This is a genomic window from Citrobacter sp. R-1.5.2, assembly GCF_035064245.1.
Lineage (GTDB): Bacteria > Pseudomonadota > Gammaproteobacteria > Enterobacterales > Enterobacteriaceae > Citrobacter.
This window is the reverse complement of the sequence record NZ_JASEYC010000005.1, coordinates 1-15,890: the sequence shown is the minus strand read 5'-3', so window position 1 is coordinate 15,890 and position 15,890 is coordinate 1. Positions and strand designations below refer to the sequence as shown.

19 protein-coding genes and 2 pseudogenes are annotated in these 15,890 nt (G+C 50.1%); 6 read left to right on the top strand and 15 right to left on the bottom strand.

All coding sequences use genetic code 11. The annotated features are described in order from the left end of the window. Positions 1-15: 15 nt before the first annotated feature. Positions 16-771 carry a zinc ABC transporter ATP-binding protein ZnuC gene (gene znuC, locus QMN38_RS10995; RefSeq protein ID WP_271450087.1) on the top strand — a complete coding sequence of 252 codons (756 nt, stop codon included), beginning with the start codon at positions 16-18 and terminating at the stop codon, positions 769-771. Beyond that, the gene (znuB, locus tag QMN38_RS10990; RefSeq protein ID WP_137381571.1) at positions 768-1,553 is read left to right on the top strand and encodes a zinc ABC transporter permease subunit ZnuB; all 786 of its coding nucleotides are present in this window, start codon (positions 768-770) and stop codon (positions 1,551-1,553) included. The genes znuC and znuB overlap by 4 nt, the downstream gene beginning before the upstream one ends. 87 nt (positions 1,554-1,640) lie before the next feature. On the opposite strand, the gene ruvB is transcribed toward znuB, so the two are convergent. From ruvB to aspS, 6 genes are all read right to left on the bottom strand, one after another. Beyond that, complete coding sequence (gene ruvB, locus QMN38_RS10985; RefSeq protein ID WP_271450086.1) at positions 1,641-2,651, bottom strand: Holliday junction branch migration DNA helicase RuvB; 1,011 nt, start codon at positions 2,649-2,651, stop codon at positions 1,641-1,643. Positions 2,652-2,659: 8 nt separating this feature from the next. Further along, positions 2,660-3,271 (bottom strand): Holliday junction branch migration protein RuvA, encoded by a 612-nt coding sequence (gene ruvA, locus QMN38_RS10980; protein WP_137381569.1) that lies wholly within the window; start codon positions 3,269-3,271, stop codon positions 2,660-2,662. Between the two features lie 80 nt (positions 3,272-3,351). After that, a complete protein-coding gene (ruvC, locus tag QMN38_RS10975; protein ID WP_003034867.1) occupies positions 3,352-3,873 on the bottom strand; it encodes a crossover junction endodeoxyribonuclease RuvC in 522 nt (173 codons plus the stop codon). A gap of 34 nt (positions 3,874-3,907) precedes the next feature. Further along, positions 3,908-4,651 (bottom strand): YebC/PmpR family DNA-binding transcriptional regulator, encoded by a 744-nt coding sequence (locus QMN38_RS10970; protein ID WP_003833836.1) that lies wholly within the window; start codon positions 4,649-4,651, stop codon positions 3,908-3,910. 28 nt (positions 4,652-4,679) lie between these two features. Further along, entirely contained in the window at positions 4,680-5,123 is a 444-nt protein-coding gene (nudB, locus tag QMN38_RS10965; protein WP_323605065.1) for a dihydroneopterin triphosphate diphosphatase, read from the bottom strand. Position 5,124: 1 nt separating this feature from the next. Beyond that, on the bottom strand, positions 5,125-6,897 hold the full coding sequence (aspS, locus tag QMN38_RS10960; protein ID WP_323605064.1) for an aspartate--tRNA ligase: 1,773 nt from the start codon (positions 6,895-6,897) through the stop codon (positions 5,125-5,127). 286 nt (positions 6,898-7,183) lie between these two features. On the opposite strand from aspS, the gene QMN38_RS10955 reads away from it, so the two are divergent. The 3 genes and pseudogenes from QMN38_RS10955 (at position 7,184) to QMN38_RS10945 (ending at position 8,358) form a co-directional block, all read left to right on the top strand. After that, on the top strand, positions 7,184-7,750 hold the full coding sequence (locus QMN38_RS10955) for a hydrolase (RefSeq protein ID WP_271450084.1): 567 nt from the start codon (positions 7,184-7,186) through the stop codon (positions 7,748-7,750). Further along, a pseudogene (locus tag QMN38_RS10950) lies at positions 7,747-7,842 on the top strand (hypothetical protein); the annotation flags it as partial. The gene QMN38_RS10955 and the pseudogene QMN38_RS10950, both read left to right, overlap by 4 nt. A gap of 273 nt (positions 7,843-8,115) precedes the next feature. Next, positions 8,116-8,358, top strand: a complete 243-nt coding sequence (locus QMN38_RS10945) for a DinI family protein (RefSeq protein WP_109862594.1) — start codon at positions 8,116-8,118, stop codon at positions 8,356-8,358. Between the two features lie 128 nt (positions 8,359-8,486). Here QMN38_RS10945 and QMN38_RS10940 read toward each other — a convergent pair whose 3' ends face one another. Continuing rightward, positions 8,487-9,038: a recombinase family protein gene (locus QMN38_RS10940; protein WP_323605063.1), complete on the bottom strand. Its 552-nt coding sequence runs from the start codon at positions 9,036-9,038 to the stop codon at positions 8,487-8,489. A 47-nt stretch (positions 9,039-9,085) separates the two neighbouring features. Here QMN38_RS10940 and QMN38_RS10935 point away from each other — a divergent pair, with 47 nt between their 5' ends. Continuing rightward, positions 9,086-9,850, top strand: a complete 765-nt coding sequence (locus QMN38_RS10935; RefSeq protein WP_323605062.1) for a hypothetical protein — start codon at positions 9,086-9,088, stop codon at positions 9,848-9,850. Between the two features lie 218 nt (positions 9,851-10,068). On the opposite strand, the gene QMN38_RS10930 is transcribed toward QMN38_RS10935, so the two are convergent. From QMN38_RS10930 to QMN38_RS10895, 8 genes and pseudogenes are all read right to left on the bottom strand, one after another. Then, the gene (locus QMN38_RS10930) at positions 10,069-10,476 is read right to left on the bottom strand and encodes a tail fiber assembly protein (RefSeq protein WP_182290353.1); all 408 of its coding nucleotides are present in this window, start codon (positions 10,474-10,476) and stop codon (positions 10,069-10,071) included. A gap of 1 nt (position 10,477) precedes the next feature. Further along, positions 10,478-11,062: a gp53-like domain-containing protein gene (locus QMN38_RS10925; protein ID WP_323605061.1), complete on the bottom strand. Its 585-nt coding sequence runs from the start codon at positions 11,060-11,062 to the stop codon at positions 10,478-10,480. A 46-nt stretch (positions 11,063-11,108) separates the two neighbouring features. Then, a complete protein-coding gene (locus tag QMN38_RS10920) occupies positions 11,109-11,702 on the bottom strand; it encodes a YmfQ family protein (RefSeq protein ID WP_115642620.1) in 594 nt (197 codons plus the stop codon). Next, positions 11,699-12,841, bottom strand: a complete 1,143-nt coding sequence (locus QMN38_RS10915) for a baseplate J/gp47 family protein (RefSeq protein ID WP_323605060.1) — start codon at positions 12,839-12,841, stop codon at positions 11,699-11,701. The genes QMN38_RS10920 and QMN38_RS10915 overlap by 4 nt, the downstream gene beginning before the upstream one ends. Position 12,842: 1 nt before the next feature. Next, a complete protein-coding gene (locus QMN38_RS10910; RefSeq protein WP_323605059.1) occupies positions 12,843-13,280 on the bottom strand; it encodes a phage GP46 family protein in 438 nt (145 codons plus the stop codon). Continuing rightward, positions 13,277-13,861 (bottom strand): phage baseplate assembly protein domain-containing protein, encoded by a 585-nt coding sequence (locus QMN38_RS10905; RefSeq protein WP_323605058.1) that lies wholly within the window; start codon positions 13,859-13,861, stop codon positions 13,277-13,279. The genes QMN38_RS10910 and QMN38_RS10905 overlap by 4 nt, the downstream gene beginning before the upstream one ends. Then, positions 13,858-14,943 carry a phage baseplate assembly protein gene (locus tag QMN38_RS10900; RefSeq protein WP_323605057.1) on the bottom strand — a complete coding sequence of 362 codons (1,086 nt, stop codon included), beginning with the start codon at positions 14,941-14,943 and terminating at the stop codon, positions 13,858-13,860. Before QMN38_RS10900 ends, QMN38_RS10905 begins: the two co-directional genes overlap by 4 nt. After that, a pseudogene (locus QMN38_RS10895) lies at positions 14,940-15,890 on the bottom strand (DNA circularization protein); the annotation flags it as partial. The pseudogene QMN38_RS10895 and the gene QMN38_RS10900, both read right to left, overlap by 4 nt.

Genomic DNA, 15,890 nt, shown 5'->3' with positions numbered 1-15,890 from the left:
AAGACTAAAATTGATATGACGACTTTGGTTTCACTGGAAAATGTCTCGGTCTCTTATGGTCAACGCCGCGTCCTTTCTGACGTATCGCTTGAACTTCGACCCGGCAAAATTTTAACGCTTCTTGGCCCGAATGGGGCCGGAAAGTCTACGCTGGTGCGCGTTGTATTGGGGCTGGTAGCGGCTGATGAAGGGGTTATCAAGCGCAACGGGCATTTGCGGATTGGCTATGTACCGCAAAAACTCTACCTCGATACAACACTTCCGCTGACGGTGAGCCGCTTTTTGCGCTTACGTCCTGGCACAAAGAAAGCCGACATTCTCCCTGCGCTAAAGCGTGTTCAGGCCGGGCATCTGATGGATGCTCCGATGCAAAAACTATCCGGCGGGGAAACGCAGCGTGTCTTGCTGGCCCGTGCTTTGCTTAATAAACCACAGCTCCTGGTGCTCGATGAACCGACGCAGGGAGTGGATGTGAATGGTCAGGTTGCACTGTACGATCTTATCGATCAGTTGCGACATGAACTGGATTGCGCCGTGCTGATGGTCTCCCATGACCTGCATCTGGTCATGGCAAAAACCGACGAAGTCCTGTGTCTGAACCACCACATTTGCTGCTCCGGCACACCAGAGGTGGTTTCAATGCACCCCGAATTCATTTCTATGTTCGGGCAACGCGGCGCTGAACAACTCGGAATTTACCGTCACAACCATAATCATCGCCACGATTTACAGGGTCGCATTGTTTTACGCCGGGGAAATGGTCACTCATGATTGAATTATTATTACCCGGCTGGTTAGCCGGGATCATGCTGGCCTGCGCTGCTGGCCCGCTTGGCTCGTTTGTGGTCTGGCGTCGGATGTCTTATTTTGGCGATACGCTGGCGCACGCATCACTGCTGGGCGTTGCGTTTGGTCTGCTGCTGGATGTAAACCCCTTTTATGCTGTTATCGTCGTCACCCTGCTGCTGGCCGCAGGCCTGGTATGGCTGGAGAAGCGCCCGCACCTCGCGATTGATACCCTGCTCGGTATTATGGCGCACAGCGCGCTGTCATTAGGCCTGGTGGTTGTCAGCCTGATGTCAAACATTCGTGTGGATCTGATGGCCTATCTGTTTGGCGATCTGCTCGCCGTCACCCCAGAAGATCTGGTGGCCATTGCCATTGGTGTCGTGGTTGTACTGGCTATTCTGTTCTGGCAGTGGCGTAACCTGCTGTCGATGACTATCAGCCCGGATCTGGCCTTTGTTGATGGCGTGAAGCTGCAACGTGTCAAGCTATTGCTGATGCTGGTCACAGCACTCACTATTGGTGTGGCGATGAAATTCGTCGGGGCACTGATTATCACATCACTGCTGATCATTCCTGCGGCTACCGCACGTCGTTTCGCCCGTACACCCGAACAGATGGCGGGCGTTGCCGTAGGTGTAGGGATGATAGCGGTTACAGGCGGGCTGACCTTCTCAGCGTTTTATGACACACCGGCGGGGCCATCCGTGGTGCTTTGCGCTGCGCTGCTGTTTATCTTTAGTATGATGAAGAAGCAAGCGAGCTGAGCATGTGTTGCCCGGTGGCGCTGCGCTTACCGGGCCTACAAAATCGCCAGGCCTGATGAGCGTAGCGCCATCAGGCATTATTGGGGCTTAAGGCATTTCCGGCGGTGTAATGCCAAAGTGGTTCCATGCCCGCACCGTTGCCATGCGCCCGCGTGGGGTACGTTGTAGAAAACCTTGCTGAATCAAATACGGTTCCAGCACGTCCTCAATGGTTTCACGTTCTTCGCCGATTGCCGCCGCCAGGTTATCCAACCCGACCGGACCACCAAAGAATTTATCGATCACCGCCAGCAGCAGCTTGCGGTCCATATAATCGAAGCCTTCAGCATCGACATTGAGCATATCCAGCGCCTGGGCCGCGATATCCGCCGAGATGGTGCCGTCATGCTTCACTTCGGCGAAATCACGCACACGACGCAGTAAACGGTTAGCAATACGCGGCGTACCGCGTGCCCGGCGTGCAACCTCCAGCGCCCCTTCGTCACTCATCTCCAGCCCCATAAAGCGGGCACTGCGTCCAACAATGTGCTGAAGATCAGCGACCTGATAGAACTCCAGGCGCTGCACAATGCCAAAGCGATCACGCAGTGGAGAGGTTAACGAACCCGCACGCGTTGTGGCGCCAATCAGGGTAAACGGCGGCAGATCGATTTTAATTGAACGTGCTGCCGGGCCTTCGCCAATCATGATATCCAGCTGATAGTCTTCCATTGCCGGATACAACACCTCTTCCACTACCGGTGACAAGCGATGGATTTCATCAATAAACAGCACATCATGGGGTTCGAGATTGGTGAGCATGGCCGCCAGATCGCCTGCTTTTTCCAGCACCGGACCGGACGTAGTACGCAGGTTGACGCCCATTTCATTGGCAACAATATTGGCAAGCGTGGTTTTACCCAGACCCGGAGGTCCAAAAATCAGCAGGTGATCGAGGGCATCACCGCGCAGCTTCGCCGCCTGGATAAAAATTTCCATCTGCGAACGTACCTGAGGCTGGCCGATATACTCTTCCAGCAACCTGGGGCGAATCGCACGATCCACCAGGTCTTCAGGGGTAGTGCTGGCAGCCGAAATCAGGCGATCTGCTTCAATCATCCTTTACCTCACAATGCCGCGCGAAGGGCTTCGCGAATCAGGGTTTCACTGCTGGCATCAGGGCGAGCAATTTTGCTTACCATGCGGCTGGCTTCTTGTGGTTTATAGCCTAACGCTACCAGCGCAGCAACCGCTTCCTGCTCGGCGTCATCACTTACCGGACCGGCAGGTGATGTCAACACCAGATCGGCTGCCGGAGTAAAGAGATCGCCATGCAGTCCTTTAAAGCGGTCTTTCATTTCGACAATCAAACGCTCCGCCGTTTTCTTACCGATACCCGGTAATTTCACTAACGCACCAAGCTCTTCGCGCTCAACAGCATTCACGAACTGCTGCGCAGACATGCCGGAGAGGATCGCCAGCGCCAGCTTCGGCCCCACGCCGTTGGTTTTAATTAGCTCTTTAAACAACGTGCGTTCTTGCTTATTGTTAAAGCCATACAGCAGTTGTGCGTCTTCGCGCACCACAAAATGCGTGAAGATGATCGCTTCCTGCCCGGCTTCCGGCAGCTCGTAGAAACAGGTCATCGGCATATGCACTTCATAGCCTACCCCGCCCGTTTCCAGAAGGACCAGTGGGGGTTGTTTTTCAAGAATGATGCCTCTGAGTCTGCCTATCACATGACGCTCCTGCGTTAAGGGCTAAAAGGTAATGCGCTATCATAAAAAAAGGCTGGATAGATATCCAGCCTCATTTGTCACTAACGTAACCTGCCGCGTGCTAAATTCAACCTCGACTCACTCATTTGCATAGCGTTCTGGCTGACATGGCAGTGGGTAATGGCAATCGCCAGCGCATCCGCAGCATCCGCCTGAGGGTTAGCCGGGAGCTTGAGCAGCGTACGCACCATGTGCTGTACCTGGCTTTTTTCCGCGCTGCCGATACCGACGACTGTCTGTTTAACCTGTCGGGCAGCATACTCAAACACCGGAAGATCCTGATTGGTCGCAGCAACAATCGCTACGCCGCGCGCCTGTCCCAGCTTCAGCGCCGAATCGGCATTTTTCGCCATAAAGACCTGCTCAATGGCAAAATAATCCGGCTGGAACTGGGTGATGATTTCCGTCACCCCCGCGTATATCAATTTCAGGCGTGACGGGAGATCGTCAACTTTGGTGCGAATACAACCACTGCCGAGGTAGGTCAACTGTCTGCCGACCTGACGGATTACGCCATAACCGGTAATGCGCGACCCCGGATCAATGCCGAGAATGATAGACATCACGCATCTCCTGTTATTTTATGGCTTAACCACATCATTCTAACGTAGCTGCAACCTCATCGGAGATTTCGCCGTTGTGGTAAACTTCCTGCACGTCATCGCAATCTTCCAGCATATCGATCAGACGCATCAGTTTCGGTGCTGTTTCTGCATCCATATCCGCTTTGGTGGATGGGATCATAGAAACTTCAGCCGCGTCCGCTTTCAGACCTGCCGCTTCCAGTGCATCACGAACTTTACCCATCTCTTCCCACGCGGTGTAAACGTCAATCGCGCCGTCGTCAAAAGTTACAACGTCTTCAGCACCGGCTTCCAGGGCCGCTTCCATGATGGCGTCTTCGTCGCCTTGCTCAAAGGAGATCACGCCTTTCTTGCTGAACAGGTATGCGACGGAACCGTCGGTACCGAGGTTGCCACCCGTTTTAGTGAATGCATGGCGCACTTCCGCAACGGTACGGTTACGGTTATCAGACAGACATTCAATCATAACGGCTGTACCGCCAGGACCGTAACCTTCATAGATGATAGTTTCCATGTTGGAATCTTCATCACCACCCACACCGCGTGCGATTGCACGGTTCAGGGTGTCACGGGTCATGTTGTTTGCCAGCGCTTTATCAACCGCTGCACGCAGACGCGGGTTAGCATCTGGATCGCCACCACCCAATTTAGCCGCCGTTACCAGCTCACGAATGATTTTGGTGAAGATCTTACCGCGCTTAGCATCCTGCGCTGCTTTACGATGTCTGGTGTTGGCCCATTTACTATGACCTGCCATAAATAATCTCTCCAAAAAGCGCGCCTTCTCAGGCGACGTTAATTACAAACTCTTCAATCGCCTGCCGGTTACTCCACGACTTGGTTAACTGTGCAGCCTCGTGCGCATTAACCCAACGGTAGGTCAAATGTTCGGTGAACACGATCTCTCGTTCAGTGGGCAGTGCCAGGCAAAACCAGGACTCCGTATTACGTACAATTCCTGGCGCATAGCGATGACGTAAATGACTAAAAATCTCAAACTCCACCGTGCGCTGGCAGTCAATTAAGGTCAGTTGCTCACGCGCAACATCAATGGCGACCTCTTCCTTTACTTCGCGCAGGGCGGCTTGCAACGCGGTTTCACCTTCTTCAAGGCTGCCGGTGACCGACTGCCAAAAATCAGGATCGTCGCGTCGCTGTAACATCAGCACTCTCCCGGTGTCCTTTGCATAAATCACGACTAACACCGAGACAGGCTGTTTATATGCCATATCAGTTATTCTCGGCCTTCTTAACAACCTGAATGCTCAGTTCCGCCAGCGCAGCTTCGTTGGCAAAGCTCGGCGCTTCGGTCATCAGACATGCGGCAGCTGTCGTTTTCGGGAAAGCAATAACGTCACGGATGTTATCAGTACCGGTCAACAGCATGGTCAGACGATCCAGGCCAAACGCCAGGCCCGCGTGCGGCGGTGTACCGTATTTTAGCGCGTCCAGCAGGAAGCCGAACTTCTCGCGCTGCTCTTGTTCGTTGATACCCAGAATACCGAATACGGTCTGCTGCATATCACCGTTATGGATACGTACAGAACCACCGCCTACTTCGTAGCCGTTGATAACCATATCGTACGCATTGGCAACCGCATCTTCCGGCGCAGCTTTCAGCTCAGCCGCCGTCATGTCTTTCGGTGAGGTGAACGGATGATGCATTGCGGTCAGTCCACCTTCACCATCGTCTTCAAACATTGGGAAGTCGATAACCCACAACGGCGCCCATTTGGATTCGTCGGTCAGGTTCAGGTCTTTACCCAGTTTCAGGCGCAGAGCCCCCATCGCATCGGCAACCACTTTCTTGTTGTCGGCACCGAAGAAGATCATATCGCCGTCTTGCGCGCCAGTACGTTCCAGAATAGCTTCAATGATTTCAGCATTCAGGAACTTGGCCACCGGGCTGGTTATCCCTTCCAGACCTTTCGCACGCTCGGTGACTTTAATGTATGCCAAACCTTTCGCACCGTAGATCTTAATGAAGTTACCGTAATCGTCGATCTGCTTACGGCTAAGTGCAGCACCGCCAGGGACGCGCAGAGCCGCTACACGCCCTTTAGGATCGTTAGCCGGACCAGCGAATACGGCGAACTCAACAGATTTCAGCAGATCAGCAACGTCCACCAGTTCCATCGGGTTACGCAGATCCGGCTTATCGGAACCGTAACGACGCTCTGCTTCAGCAAAGGTCATGATCGGGAAATCGCCCAGGTCCACACCTTTTACTTCCTGCCACAGATTACGCACCAGCGCTTCCATCACTTCACGCACCTGCGGTGCGGTCATGAAAGAGGTCTCAACATCGATCTGCGTAAATTCAGGCTGGCGGTCAGCACGTAAGTCTTCGTCACGGAAGCATTTTACGATCTGGTAGTAACGGTCGAAGCCAGACATCATCAGCAGCTGTTTGAACAACTGAGGTGACTGTGGCAGCGCGTAGAATTTACCTTTATGTACGCGAGACGGTACCAGGTAGTCACGCGCGCCTTCTGGCGTCGCTTTCGTCAGCATCGGCGTTTCAATGTCGAGGAAGCCGTGGTCGTCCATGAAACGACGCACCAGGCTGGTAATTTTGGCACGCGTTTTCAGACGCTGCGCCATTTCAGGGCGACGCAGATCGAGATAGCGATACTTCAGACGAGCTTCTTCAGTATTTACGTGGTTAGAGTCGAGCGGCAGTGAATCTGAACGGTTGATAATGACCAGATCGGATGCCAGCACTTCAATTTCGCCCGTCGCCATATCGGCGTTGACGTTTTTCGCGTCACGCGCACGCACGGTGCCCGTTACCTGAATGCAGAACTCATTACGCAGTTCGGAGGCCAGCTTTAACGCGTCCGCACGGTCCGGATCGAAAAATACCTGCACGATACCTTCGCGGTCGCGCATATCGATAAAGATCAGGCTACCAAGATCACGACGACGGTTGACCCAACCACACAGAGTCACCTGCTGCCCCTCGTGGGACAGACGTAGCTGTCCGCAATATTCTGTACGCATGAGATATCCCTTAACTTTGCCGCAGGCGGATTGTCACCTGCCCGGCAGATGACGAAGTCGCAGCTTTAGCTGAATGTCACAACTGAATGAAAAAAGGCGGCTATTATACTGGAAATTCTGCCGCACGATAAGAGCCTACTGGGGTAGACTCTCAGTCCGGTACTGACTGTACGCGTGTTTCCTGAGCGGGTATTGCGTAATCTCACAAAAAATAACAAAAATTGTCGCCCCTTTCACACAGATTCGCGATTAAGGTGTAACGGAAATCTTTTTTACTGGAGTCACCATGCTGGAACTGAACGCAAAAACAACCGCACTTGTCGTCATCGATCTACAGGAGGGGATCTTGCCTTTCGCGGGTGGGCCTCATTCGGCAAACGACGTCGTCGCTCGCGCAGCACAACTGGCGGAAAAATTCCGTACTCACGGTTCACCAGTGGTGATGGTTCGCGTCGGCTGGTCTGCGGATTATGCCGAAGCGCTAAAACAACCGGTTGATGCCCCCGCGCCAGCCAAAGCATTACCCGACAACTGGTGGGAATACCCGCAAGCGCTGGGAAAATGTGCAACAGACCTGGAGGTTACCAAGCGCCAGTGGGGAGCATTCTACGGTACTGACCTGGAACTACAGCTGCGCCGTCGTGGTATCGACACCATCGTCCTTTGCGGGATCTCCACCAATATCGGCGTCGAATCCACTGCGCGTAACGCCTGGGAGCTGGGTTTTAGCCTGATCGTTGCCGAAGACGCCTGCAGTGCCGCCAGCGCCGACCAGCATCAGGGCAGCATGACGCATATTTTCCCACGCATTGCCCGTGTACGTCGCGTTGACGAGATCCTACAAGCGTTATGATCTATATCGGCTTACCCCAGTGGTCACACCCGAAATGGATGCGTCTGGGGATCACCAGCCTTGAAGAGTATGCCCACCACTTTAACTGCGTGACGCGGATATTTTAAAAATCACTAAAGAACGCCCAAGAGCATGTGTTTTCTCTAGTATATTCAACACATTAAAAATTAACATCATGTGAAATTCGGTAAAGTTCATACGTGTTATAACGTCCCAATCATGCCCCAAAATGCCCCAAGGCAGAAATTTTTGCCCCAAGTATGCCCCAAGATACCCACCCGCCATGCCTCGTTATCTGTCTTGACACTGTATAAATAACCAGACAATATTAACTGTATATCCATCCAGTGAAGAGGCAAAGAGCAATGTTCGTGGAACTCGTTTATGACAAACGGAATTTTGATGGGCTGCCCGGTGCAAAAGACATCATTCTTGGCGAACTGAGTAAGAGAGTTCACCGGATTTTCCCGGATGCTGATGTTCGGGTTAAGCCTATGATGACGCTGCCGGCGATCAATACTGACGCCAGCAAGCATGAGAAAGAGCAGATAAGCCGTACTGTTCAGGAAATGTTTGAAGAGGCTGATATGTGGCTGATTTCAGATTAAACACCTTGAACCGTCATATTGCTTAAGTACAATCCCCCGTGACTGGCAATCATTCAATACTTGCACTATCGAGCGTTCGCCAGTTCGCCGCCGCCTGTTCTTGCATACGACGACGCGGCGGCGTCTTCTCAACATCGCGCCGGAAATTTTTTGTATAGCGTTGACACCCCTACATCATAAATTATAGCCACACGTTTTCTTGATTCCCCTGCTGCAATCAACCTTCCAGCCTGAGCCCACTGCCCATCCGTTAACTTTGGCCGACGGCCGCCGATCCTACCTTCCGCACGCGCAGCTGCTAAACCAGCCCGGGTGCGTTCGACAATAAGCTCCCTTTCCATTTCGGCCAGTGCACCCATAACATGAAAGAAGAATCTCCCCATAGGTGTACTCGTATCGATGCTATCGGTCAGGCTCTGGAAGTTAACTCCTTTCTCCCGCAATTCCTCCACTAACCCAACAAGATGTCGCATGCTTCGCCCGAGCCGATCCAGTTTCCATACCACCAGCGTATCGCCTTCTGATAGCGTCCGTAGCACCTTTTTTAATCCTGGTCTGTCGGACACCTTACCGCTGATCTTATCTTCAAAAATCAGCTCACATCCTGCACTTTCGAGCGCGTTTCGCTGAAGTGCAGTGTTCTGGTCATTTGTTGACACCCTCACATAGCCAATAAGCATGAGTTTCCTCCATCCAAAAGGCCGGAAGCATGCCATCTGAGCGATAAATGATCATTATTAAAAACGTTCAATTGAGAGAATCATTCTCTGGCGTTGTTGGGCAGTCGCGAAACGCCAGAATGTCAGTGGCTGCAGCGAGTGCTACTGCGACATTTTTAGCAGACGAGTTGATTGTTGAAGAAAGTGGTGGGCGTCAGTATCGGTTAACTTCTTTCAGCAAAACAATCAACCTGGCGACTACCGGTGCAGGTGGGATGGATACGGGGTCTGTGCCGACCACCGGCTTCGTGGCACTGTATGCTATTTATAACCCGACGACAGCGACGTCAGCACTTCTCGCCGTTAATGCGACAAACGCCAATGTTCGAGAAGTTTATGGTGGAACAAATATGCCAGCTGGATTTACAGCATCCGCACTGGTTGCTGTGTGGGGTGTTGAGTCAGGTCAGTTCATTATTGGTGATTTAGTGGGGAGAATATTGTCAATTCAACAGGTGACGGTACTTTCAACATCAAGCCCGGTTTCTACAGCAACCCCAATATCACTGGTAAATACAGTACCTTTAAATGCAAAAGCAGTGTCAGGTTTAATGTCAGCGTCAGCAGGCGGATCATCCAACATTTACAATATCGCAATTGATGTTGCCCCCCGTAAGAATATGGTGGGTAGAACGAGAGTAGCAAATAGCGGCACAAATATTACTGGAATATTCAAAATTCAACTCACTGAGCCATCGACTATCTACTACGCGGGCAGTGCAGTAGGTACAACGAACAGCTCGTCAGTTTATGTAACATCATATGAGATTTAACTATGATTTATGTTCAGTTTTCAGATACCACAGAAACAAAAATAGTCGCTGTATTTGCGTCACCACACTCACCAGATTTCTATAGTAACCCCGGAGAAGTGGCGCTGGATGACCAACGATACGCTGAATATTTCTCTCTGCTACCAGCAGATGTTCAAAGCGGACTGCCAGCGCCAGTTAACCTGGCGCATGAGAAGTAGAGCGTGTTATTGAATGGCCTACACCTCCCGGGGAGCGGGCCAGTTGATATCTGGCGCGGTGTCGGTGTCTGTTGCCGTCACTGCGTCGATGTAATCCAGCGTGCTGTCGAGCCTGAGCTTCTCCGCATCTGTTAGAGTTCTTCCTGCCTGCAGTTTCAGATTGATGACAGAAATAGACTGGAGAGCTTCGTCAATTCTGTTCTGTTTTTCCTGCTCAGCAGCAGCGACATATTGCTCATGTGTTGGGGCTGGCCTGTCAATCAGAACAGGGTAGCCATCAACATCTGCACTGATTATTTTCCCTCCAGCCTGACCGGCCATCAACTCACGCCATTTATCCTCAGTCACATTAACTGCATCTGTTGGGATTTCGGTGTGAAATCCTGTTAAATAAAATCCGTTTGTTTCAGCGCTGTATTGGTACATATCATTTTCCTATCACAAAATATGAAGCAGTTACTGTGCCCTGCAAATCTTTTCCTTTATTGAGCGCAATTAACGATGTTTTATTGGCTAAATTCGCGGTCGGGACATACAGCGTAATTCCGTCAACGGCCCCGGCTGTTTTGTCATTCATTGAAGTAAGAGCCTGAAACACCAGTTCTTTGAACGCGATAGGATATCCAGCCCCCAGATTCCCCTGGTCTCCAGTTAACGTACCCCACTGCATGATCAGCCCTCCGGGCCAAATCAGATAACCCTCACGTGCGACGGATTGTCCAAAACCAAGGTTTGAGAGAGCCGTAGCTACCGCTGCCGTACCATCAGATTTAATATCTGCAAATGGGTTAGTACGACTAAGGAACTGTTTTTTTAATGCTGTAAGCACCTGTGTCATATCATCAGGGGAAAGTGTCATTCCTGCTGACTCTACAATGTTGGCCAGCTCTTCCTGAATGGCGTTAAACGCAGCTGCGCGAAGTCGTGTTGCTGCAATGCCACCAGCAACGCTACCGTCTGTATATTTACCGTCTGCTGTTGCCGACGATTCAACCTGCCCGATTCTGAGCATGATTAATCCTCACTAGTAAGTGATAATAATTAAGGTAAATAATTAATTATGAATAACTGAAGATAAGATTCAGATGGGATGGTGCGATCTTATTAATTGCGCATTCGAGCAGTTTGTTCCCCCACGAAGCTAATGGGTCACCACAATACGCAGCACCAGATAACGCATACTTAACAGTTGTTTCCGGAGCATTAATTCTCCACGTAAAGGGCCATTCATCGCCATTCAACGCATCACCACATGCAGACATCCCACTCATTGCAGGCCGAAACTGTGTAATCGTGATGGTGTAACCTAATGCTGCTGCGACATGAATATAATAATCTCGGTTTAGGCCGCCAGTGCTTATTAATTTAGAGACAACTGAGCGTTGCCTGTCACTGATGCCACCAATTTCCCCAATAGAGCAGTCATTCGGTAAACCGAGAGTACTTTCCCATTCTGATAGCATGACAGTTGCAGTCGCAGGAAAAGCACCAGTGATGAGGTTCACAGCATCATTATCAGAACGCTGAAAGGAGTTACCCAATGCACGTAAAACTGCAGCCTGTACAGTCTTGCTTGTTCTCGGCCATGCTCTACCCGTCGGCAATAACGCACCGAGCGCAGTAGCGTAATCATTTTGGGAATACAGGCTCATACAAATTTCACCTCACCCAGGACTGGAATCTCACCAATTTCAAAAGTAATGTTTGATGATGGGCTGTTAAGGATATACCCCTTAGTTTCGTCTACATTACTGATACTTTTATTAATATCAGACAAATCAATTTTCCCTGAACCATCAGGATTCGACTCATCAAAAAATAGGGATTTTAATGCCTCTTTAATATTACTGACTACTGTACTATCTGCATTCTTAATACCTGCAATTTCAAAATTAATGGTTTTCCTGATTGGTGAACAAACAAAAATAATCGCAGTGTCTGTCTGAAGTGGATAGATATGATCGGCTACAGTTAGCTGATCACCGGATGCCTTCACTGCCCCCCACTCCTCAAGTTGTGATATCCCATCAGTTCCGACAGGGAAACCGTCATTAAGATTTCCATCGCACATGATGTACACACCAACCGTCCCTGCACCATTAAGCCTACGTTTCACCCAGGCTCGCGTGACCCCGGAGACCTCCAGCGCCCATTTTTTATAATCGGTATCACTTCCCCCCTGTGGAGGTTCTTGCCATGAGAGCAGGCCACGACTTCGAAAAGCCTCTTCATCCTCGATATCAGCGCCGCCTATAGCAGCTTCTATTAGCGTTAATTGAGCCTCAACTCCTGCAATGTTTACATCAAGCGTGAGTACCGTTCCTGCATCTGCATTGCCATTAGCGCCCCCACCGGTAACATCATCCGTGACATCAGGCAAAACAGCGGTGATTCCTCCATGCCCTTCCCCGGTATCTTGAATTTTGATTTCCGAGGTTACAGTGTACTGATAGCCATCCCCCCTGTTTAAAATCGTTCCGGCGGGAATAATGCGGTTTCCGGCCCCGACCGCTTTCACATCTTTTGATTTAGCGGCACTGGCGGGTTTCCTGTAGACACGTTTTAAGGCCATCCATCCAGCCAGATATTCACCAGTTGCCGTGAACGGGTTGGACTGCAGCGCCATATAATCAAGGTAGCCGTAATGCAGGTGGGACATCCCCGCATCCATATCGGCAACAACCTTTAGGTTGGCAAAACGGAGAAGCGCACCAACGTTTTTTAGTTCGGCCTGAAGAAAATTACGGTTTTCATCTCGTAACTCAGTCAGAGTCTTTCGTTTAAAGGGCATTTTAAAGTTTCTCCCATATCCAGTAGAACCTGCTTTCCTGCCAGTTTTGCCCCGGAGATAAATACCGGATAGTGAGGTTCAAGCGATTTGGCATAACGATTTGGGCTACTGGGATAACGTCACTTACAACCCCATCATCTTTCAGCCATTTAAGAGCTTCCAGCGCGTATGTTTCAGCTTTTATTGCCACATTTGTCGTCAGTTTTTCCCTGCGCAATAACCAAAGCCGTGAACCAAGCTGCTGATCTTCACCTGTATCACCCCACCAGCCACGACGATCGCTATCTCCATAGTTATCATCAGAACGCGCCAGCCGATCGGTAAAAAGACTGATTAGAATTACCGTTTGAAGGTCATAATCGGTAGATAGCATCCCCGCGCCTTCCTGCCAGTCGGCAATCATTTCGTCCACGTTCCAGAAGGAGGAAAAATCACTCATTTAACCTGCTCCTCTGTTTTCTCACTGGTAGCGTCGTCGTTACCCTTCTGAACATTTTTAACTACATGGTCATGATCATTGTGAGCATCACGGAGCTCTTTGAGCGTTCGGGTATTGCTCTCACAGTTGTCTATAATGCCTCCGGTACACTTTAAAACCGGAGTATTTGCCAGTATTCCCTCACTGGCATTTATAGTTACGTTCGTAGCGTTATTTACTTCTACGTCTTTCCCATTAGCATCAATAAAGACGCCATTTTCAGTGAGCAACACTTCCATCGCCCATTTGTTATATATGGCTGTTTCCCCTTCATTCAGCCCAGTTCGTCTATACCCCTGATGATTTGATGCAATGATTACTGGGCTTGAACGATCACCGCCGATGAAGGCAATAACAACATCAGTACCTACCGGAAGCCCGGAGGAAAAACCGAAGTCAGCCATCCGAGGCGCACTGGCAACCTCCAATGGAGTCTGATATTGCGCTTGTTGAATTTCCCCACTGTCTTTCTGAGATGTGATCCGCCCAATCCCCAGCATCCCAGCAATTCGCACTGCTGCTTTTTTCAAATTCTGGTTCATGTATTTAGTCCTGGAATCTGCTGATAAAAGGCATAAGGCTGAATGGCGAAAGCTTCCGGCGGCATCAGAGCCAGACGCGCATGTGTGCCGTTGTCGTCTCGCATATAAGTGACTTCAGCAATGAGTAATTCAGTATCAGGAAGTTGCAGTGTTGGAAGGTCAACCGGGATCAGAGTATTGGGCTCCCAAAGTTTCCCATCCTTATCCCGCCAGGAGTCGATGGTTACAGATAATTGTTTTGAGCGGCCATATCGACGATTCATTTCCCAATCTATTGCACGCTGTGCCTGATGCGAGGCCATCAACGTACTTTCGATAATAGAAATATGTTTTCTATAACGCATTTTGGCAGCTTCAGGGTCCCTTGCCGTCGCCAGCGTTACCGCGTCATATGCTGTATCAGGTGAAAATCCGGCGATCGGTGATATTCCCATAGATACGCCAACATAGTCCGAGAATCGATCCGCCATTGACCTGCGATAATATGCCTGTTCAACGTTTACACCTTCTGCAATGCCGCTGGCGGCCCGTCGTGTACCTACACGAGTAAGAAGCAAATTTCCATCAGGCTGATCGTAATAGAGCAATGCTGACCAACGGGCCACCCGCTCAATAATTTCCTGCGGTGATTCCCCCCAGTTAATTGTGAATTGGGGGACCTTAATCAAATCATCAACATCAGTCGAAACCTGAATGTCATAGTACGATGCCAGGCGCTGAGCGATTTCAAGCGCGTTGCTGGCATTAATAACGTTATTGGGCCATTCTGCTGAACAATCCACAAGGTCCTGGCATTTGCTACGCCCCGTCGCTCTTACTTCATGCCGGGAGCGTGATATCGCTGGTTCCCAGTCATCAACATAGCCGGTAACAGTCAGATCATCGCCAATAGTGACGCTGCAAGACATGCCCTCCTCAACCAACTGCTTATTGTCACTGCCAGGATAATAATCCATCAGACCAAGATCGAAATCAGAAGGAAAACGTTCGATACCCCTTGTTACACGAACAGAATCCCATCCCTCAATGATTTTTCCGCCAACTGTAAGTGAAACGACATCCTGATCATTGTCATTACTCATTGTCTCAGCACCTTCATCGTAAGCGGCATAAATGCCGGATGCGGAACACGTGACTCCTGAATTAATTCATCGGCACGAGAGGAATCCTGATATAAACGATTTGCAAGAGTAAGCGCAGGTATGGGCTGAGCCATTGTCACCAGCATCAGGTCACTTAATCCCGATGAGCGATTCATCATTGTCGAAATAAAAGCAGTCCTGATGCTTAGCAGAGCGTTATATAACTCATCATCTGCACGATCACCAACTAATAACAATGCTTCATCCAACTGCTGAGAAACACGCTGCGTTAACTGTTCAGATTCATCACGACTAGTCGGGTTTGCATCGGCTGCTGAGCTGGTCATTGCTCCAGTACACAACACAATAATCAACGTATTGATGGTTGCGGAAATTGCTTTACTACTTTCAGATTGCTGATATTCAGTGCTTGTAGAATTAGCGAGTTTCTCCAGAGCTGAAATCCTTTCATTCACACTACCGGCACTGTTCAGAATGGAATTAACAACATCAGAAATACCCTGAACAAATTCATCAGCAGTTGATGAATTATTCAGTTCATCAACAGTATCTGTAATGTTTTTGCGGTCCATTACCGACTGGGCTGTCACCTGGTCTGAGAGGCCCTGATCATCCACCACATCAACTGTTGCTGCACTACCCGCAATTGCAGGCGAACGTCCGCCGACTGATCCCTTTTTATAACGCCCGTATCGTGTATTTCCAAATGTGGAGTTCAGGACATTACTTAGGTTTGTGACCTCGCTGATACTATTATCAACCATGTTTGTCCAGAACGTCACCGTCCCTTTAATGGTTTTAATAGCCTGAGTAACTCCCCGAATTTCACCTTTGATGCGTGCAAGTGTGCTAAATAGCTGCGCGGAATAGTAGATCACTGAAAGGGAACTCAGCCCGGATTGTGCGATCTGATCAATCGCCAAACC